The 6473-nt window shown below is 35.1% G+C and carries 7 protein-coding genes; all 7 read right to left on the bottom strand.

What is annotated here, in order from left to right; all coding sequences use genetic code 11:
• Positions 1-502 precede the first annotated feature (502 nt).
• Complete coding sequence (locus tag H9636_RS15205) at positions 503-1111, bottom strand: alpha/beta hydrolase (RefSeq protein WP_191708421.1); 609 nt, start codon at positions 1109-1111, stop codon at positions 503-505.
• A 23-nt stretch (positions 1112-1134) separates the two neighbouring features.
• The gene (locus H9636_RS15200; protein WP_191708420.1) at positions 1135-1749 is read right to left on the bottom strand and encodes a flavin reductase family protein; all 615 of its coding nucleotides are present in this window, start codon (positions 1747-1749) and stop codon (positions 1135-1137) included.
• Between the two features lie 10 nt (positions 1750-1759).
• Positions 1760-2698: a ring-cleaving dioxygenase gene (locus H9636_RS15195; RefSeq protein ID WP_191708419.1), complete on the bottom strand. Its 939-nt coding sequence runs from the start codon at positions 2696-2698 to the stop codon at positions 1760-1762.
• A 157-nt stretch (positions 2699-2855) separates the two neighbouring features.
• The gene (locus H9636_RS15190) at positions 2856-3449 is read right to left on the bottom strand and encodes an NADPH-dependent FMN reductase (protein WP_191708418.1); all 594 of its coding nucleotides are present in this window, start codon (positions 3447-3449) and stop codon (positions 2856-2858) included.
• A 17-nt stretch (positions 3450-3466) separates the two neighbouring features.
• On the bottom strand, positions 3467-4450 hold the full coding sequence (locus tag H9636_RS15185) for a ring-cleaving dioxygenase (protein ID WP_191708417.1): 984 nt from the start codon (positions 4448-4450) through the stop codon (positions 3467-3469).
• A 241-nt stretch (positions 4451-4691) separates the two neighbouring features.
• Positions 4692-5219, bottom strand: a complete 528-nt coding sequence (locus H9636_RS15180) for a YceI family protein (protein WP_191708416.1) — start codon at positions 5217-5219, stop codon at positions 4692-4694.
• A 193-nt stretch (positions 5220-5412) separates the two neighbouring features.
• Entirely contained in the window at positions 5413-6408 is a 996-nt protein-coding gene (locus H9636_RS15175; RefSeq protein WP_404817764.1) for a M23 family metallopeptidase, read from the bottom strand.
• Positions 6409-6473 lie beyond the last annotated feature (65 nt).

Genomic DNA, 6473 nt, shown 5'->3' with positions numbered 1-6473 from the left:
CCAGGATCAAACTCTCCATAAAAGAAAATTTGATAAAGCTCAAATTTTTGCTGGCATCATAATGATGTCCAAAATTTCGTTTCAACAATTAAGTTGAAACTATATTCATTAACGTTTTGTTGTTCAGTTTTCAAGGTTCATTGCATATGCCGTTTCTCAACAGCAACTCTTATATTATAACTCGCTACCGATTTGATGTCAACAACTTTTTCCGAAAATATTTCGCGTTGCTGAGTCAGCCGGACAGCTTTTAAATTATATCAATATATCAAATGAAAGTCAATAACTTTTTTAATCATTTAATATATTATCGAAGTCACATCAGCGACTTTTAATATATTACACTCTTATATAAAACATGTCAACACTATTTCTTAAAATTATTCATTTATAAATATTATAATTAAAATAATAGTTTTTCTTCCTATAGTAATAATATTTCTAATCCCATAAACCATCTAATCAAAAATTATCCCCATCAACTTTGATGGGGATAATCTCATTATAAATAAATTTTTTCATACCATGCTTTAGCCGTTTGAATTTCAGACATCGTTAATTGATGCCCTCTATTTTCCCAATGATCTTGAACATTTGCACCGGCACTCTCTAAAAGTTCCTTCAGTTCAATAGATTCTTGTTGAGGACAAATTGGATCATTTACCCCAGCTGCAATAAAAATATTTGTCCCTTCTAGATTCGGTAACTGTACCCCTCTTCTCGGAACCATCGGGTGATGTAAAATAGCGCCTTTAAGCGTATCTTGGATGTGAAACAGTAAGCTTGCAGCTATATTTGCCCCATTAGAATAACCGATTGCTACAATATTATGACGATCAAATTGGTATTGGTTAGCAGCTTCATCTAAAAATTGATTTAGTTCATTTGTGCGAAAAATTAAATCTTCTTCATCAAAAACACCTTCAGCCAGACGTTTAAAAAAACGAGGCATTCCGTTTTCTAAAACATTTCCTCTAACACTAAGTACAGAAGCTTCAGAATCTATAATATCTGCTATTGGCAGTAGGTCGTTTTCATCCCCACCTGTACCATGTAATAGAAGTAAAACAGGTTTATTAGGGCTTGTTCCTTCTTTAAATATATGTTGCATTCCATTTTCTCCTTTATTAACAATCACTTTGGTCTTTCAATAGAAAATATATCACCTAAAGTGGCATAATTTTGTCCTGCTAAACGACTAACCGCATCTAAACTACGTTCATCAATATATCCTTTGTCTTGATCAAAAATTGATTCATCTATATGAAATAAAACAACTTCTCCTATAAATAAATCACTTCCGGGATTTTCTTCATTAATTAAAGGTAGCGCTTGGACAAGTTTACACTCAAATCTAACTTTCGCTTCTTTTATACCAGGTACATTTATCATATCGCTTGTAACTTGAGACAAATTTGCTATTTCAAGCTCACTTTCATTATAAGGTAAGCTAGCTGCAGTTTCGTTCACCTGTTTTACATTGTTTTGGTCTACAATATGCACAACAAATTCGCCATTATTGTATATGTTACGTGCTGTATCCTTTAAATTCCCATTTGGTCTTTGTATAGCTACCGAAACTAACGGAGGATTTGCGGACACGATATTAAAATAGCTAAAGGGGGCTCCGTTAACCACTCCTTCTTCTGAAATCGTTGTTACAAAAGCAATCGGCCTAGGAATAATGGTGCCTGTTAATAATTTATAATTTTCACGTTCACTATTGTTTTTCGGTTGAATTGCAATCATGTTTTCCCCCCTAATTAATCGGCCGTACTTGAATTGGAATAAGTGACATTTCTAATCGGTCACGTAAATGTTCATATTGGTCAGGCAACATTAGTTGATTACCCATTGTTTCATAGGATTCATCGTGGGCAAATCCAGGTGGGTCAGTTGCAATTTCAAATAAAATCTCACCCGATTCACGGAAATAAATCGCATTAAAATAATTTCGATCCTTAATTTCCGTCACGTGCTGACCATGATCCATTGCATACTCTTGCCATTCGAGATGGTCTTTATCATCTTTAGCCCGCCATGCAATATGGTGGACTGTTCCTACTCCCATAGAACCTCTAATACCTGTAATCATTTTTAAATCAATAATATTTCCAATATTACCCGAAGCTTTAAACCTTGTATAGTCTCCTTCTATACCTACCAGTTCTAGTCCCATTACGTCTACTAATGTTGATGCCGTTTCCTCTGGACGAGCGGAGAATAAAACAGCTCCACCGAACCCTTTAATAGCAACATCCTTCGTCACACCACCGAATGTCCAATGGTTTAACTCCCCCTGCTCACGTTCAACAATTTCAAGGTGCAATCCATGGGGATCATCAAATTGAAGAAATGTTTCTCCGAATCTTTCATTTAATGTATATTCAACTTCAAATTTCGTTAATCGTTCTTTCCAAAACTCGATTGCACCTACAGGAACAGCATAAGTTGTAATTCCCACTTGTCCATCACCAATTTGCCCTTTATAAGCGTTTACCCAAGGGAAAAACGTAATAATTGATCCCGGTTTTCCTCCTTCATTTCCAAAATATAGATGGTACGTACCTGGGTCATCAAAGTTAATGGTTTTCTTCACAAGTCGTAAACCTAGTACTCCAGCATAAAAGTCAACGTTTTCCTGCGGATGGCCAACAATTGCGGTAATATGATGTATTCCTGCTGTCTGTTTTTTCATTTCATTTTCCTCCAATGCGTGCATAACGTCTGAGCACATCCTTCAAACGAAATAGTTTAAAGGATTTGCTCAAACTTCATACAACTTAATGATTCCACAAATAGGTTTATAAACATGTGTATGGGCGAAGCCACCCATACACACATCTACATTCTTTTTATCGAATTGTTTTTAATGCTGTAGACCATGAAATAACTTGATTCAACATTTGATTCACTGAATCTGCTTGAACAGCTTTCGGTTTGAAGTCTGTACCGTTTTCAAAGTCAGTAAATAATGATAAAGCTGGGTGTACACGTACGTCAGCTACTAGTAATTCACCTAAAATGCCACGTAAATGTTCCGCTGCACGAGCACCGCCTACGGAACCGTAAGATACGATACCAGCCGCTTTGTTGTTCCACTGTTCACGAAGTAAGTCTAGTGCATTTTTAAGCGCACCTGTAATAGAGTGGTTATATTCTTGTACAATGAATACAAAACCATCTTGTTTTGCAATCGCTTCAGACCAAGCTGCTACACCGGAATTATCCGCACCAGCTTCACCTAAAAACGGTAATTTATAATCTGCGATATCAATAATTGTATAATTTGCGTCGCCACGTTTATCTGCTAATTCTTTTACCCAAGCACCTACTTGAGGACTAACACGACCTTCACGAGTAGATCCTAAAATAATTCCGATATTTAAGTTTGCCATTGTTTCTTCCTCCTTATGTTCAGTACCAAATAATTTATTTAGAAATCCCATTTTTACTTTTCACCTCCTTATTCATACTCTTTTTCAAATGTTTTTGTACTGCGTACTGTATCAATAGGTCTTACTAAACTTTCAATTTCTTCACGTTTTTCCTCAAAGAATGGTGGTAAGGACAATTTTTCACCTAACGTTTCATATGGTTCATCCCCCATAAATCCGGGGCCATCTGTAGCTAATTCAAAAAGAATCGAAGGAGCCACATTTGTATATAAAGAACCGAAATAATATCGTTCAACATATCCTGAATTCGGTAAATTAAATCCTTGTAAACGTTTTTGCCAATCATCTAATTCTGCCCGATCATCCACTCGGAACGCTGTATGATGAACCGTTCCGAAACCTTGTCTTGCTTGCGGAAGGACTGTATTATACTCTACGACAACTTGTGCCCCATTTCCTCCTTCTCCCATTTCAAATAGGTGGAACGAATCTTCTTGAGCAATTTCTCGCATGAAAAATACTTTTTCTAGTACTTCTTTAAAGTAGTCAAAGTAAGATGTTCGAACAAAAATCGGACCTAAACCAGTAATAGCATACTCCAAAGGAATCGGACCTTTTTGCCATGGCGTTCCAGAAGCAACTCCTTCATTAAATTCATCTGAAATAAGTTGATAAGCTTGATTATCGAAATCAACGAATGAAATTGTTTTCTTACCAAACTGTTCCTTTATACCAGTATGTTTTACTCCTAACCGATCAAAACGTTTAATCCAATAATCTAACGCTTTATCATTTGGAACTCTAAAAGATGTTTTAGAAATTTCATTTGTACCGTGAACCCCTTTTGGAATACCTGGAAAATCAAAAAATGTCATATCTGTCCCTGGACTACCTACATCATCCGTAAAGTAAAGATGGTATGTTTTAATGTCATCTTGATTTACAGTTTTCTTTACTAATCGAAGTCCTAATGTATAAGTGAAAAATTCATAAATTTTTTCCGCACTACTTGTTATTGCAGTAACGTGATGCAACCCTTTTAATTCATTCATTTTAATTCCTCCTATTTATCTCGAATTCGAGATATTTTTATAAAAAATAAAATAGTTTTTCCAAACTATCTTTAGTGTGATTTTTTTTAGTTAATTTATTCAAAAAAATTGACTAGAATCTTCAATTCGAGATAACAGTAGCATTTTATACGTTTTATGTCAAATAAGCAAGTTTTCGGCGGATTTAGTTTAAAAAATGGGTAACCTTTTTAAGAGTCAGATTACCCATTTTGCACATTGCTTATGCAGCAGGGTTAACTTCTAATTCAACTTTAATTTTAATATCTTTACCAACTAGTACACCGCCAGTTTCAAGAGCAGCGTTCCAAGTTAATCCAAATTCTTCACGGTTAATTTTTGCCTCCGCTTCAAATCCATAAACTTCAACGCCCCAAGGGTTTGTACCTTTACCACCAAATTCCACATCAAAAGTTACCGGTTTAGTAACACCTTTAATAGTTAAATCACCCGTTACTTTGTAGTCATCTCCATCTTTCGTGATGCTAGTAGATTTAAAAGTAATTTTAGGAAACTTTTCTGTATCAAAGAAATCAGCAGATTTCAAATGATTATCACGGTCTTCACTGTGAGTATTGACACTTGCAACATCAAATTCGAACGAAATCGACGCTGTAGTTAAATCTGTTAGGTCAGCCGCTTCTACATCAGCCGTATAACTATTAAATTGTCCTTTTACTTTTGAAACCATCATATGTTTTACTTCAAAACCAACACTTGAATGAGATTGATCAATAATAAATTTTGCCATTTTTATTTCCTCCATTATATCTCGAATTCGAGATGTTATTTTAAAAAAATAATCGAATAATCAGTTCAAATCATTTCGAAGTTGATTATCTTTAATTCGAGATAAATTTAACATAAATTTTAATAAGTTGTCAACCGTTTATCAAAATTTTTTATTTCCAATAAAAAAGCCACCTAAAAAGGCAGCTTTTTTACTACTTTTGTTGTCTTGAATATTTTTCCCATTGTCTTAAAGAAGGATAAGGATCAAACGCCCATTCTGTACGACCGTTAAACTTATACATTCCATAATGTAAATGTGGTGGAAATTTACCCGATGTTCCTTCTTTCCCATACCCAGAACTACCGACACCGCCGATTAATGTTCCTGGTTCAACAATATCTCCTATTTTTAAGTCTTTATTAAAATAAGAAAGATGAGCGTAATAATGATACGTATTATGGTTGTCCCGTATCCCTATGCGCCAACCGCCAAATTCGTTCCACCCCATTACTTCAACTACACCATAAGATGTTGATAGCACAGGGGTACTATATCCTGCAAATATATCTGTACCTTCATGTATACGTCTTCCGCCCCAGCCTCTATTGGCACCCCATGTTCCTCTATAGCTGTAATTATAACCACGGACAGGAACAGGGAAAACATGTGTATCTATATTAATTGTATCAAAATGTTTATAAAGTTTAGCAATAGTTAAAATTTGATTGACCACTTGTTCGCTTTGATAATATTCCCATAAAGCAATTTTAAAATCTTCAATAGTTGGTCCATATTGACTTAAATAGTTTGACATCGTAAACATAATATCTTCATCATCATCTGGACTTGCAACACCATCACTATTTCCATCAAGTCCTAAACCGCCAAAATATTTTATTGTTAAAGGTGAAGTATCGTCTGACAATGGATTGAAAGCGCCAGCCCAATATTCTTTAGAAAATTGAATAGCTATCGTACTGTCTCGTTTTGGTATATCCGGACGAACGGCTTGGATGTTTCTTTCATATTGATCGATAGCAGCCAAGTGGTACCATGGTACAATGTGATCTTGAAATTGTATATACAATGCCATCCGCTGGTTCATCAGTTCTTCCTGAGACGTTGTTTCACTTGCACTTCCAATGTTAGAAAACATCGTATTAACAACAAAAATGATTAGGATCAAGGAAATTAATATTCGGACCAAACAGAAACCTCCTTTCGTCATTAGAATGTCCGAAAAATTTTAATCCATGAGTTAGGGAAATACAG

Origin of the sequence: Ureibacillus galli, from assembly GCF_014836845.1 — a bacterium.
GTDB classification, from domain to species: domain Bacteria; phylum Bacillota; class Bacilli; order Bacillales_A; family Planococcaceae; genus Ureibacillus; species Ureibacillus galli.
Note: the sequence above shows the minus strand (reverse complement) of the source record. Positions and strands in the feature narration are given on the sequence as shown.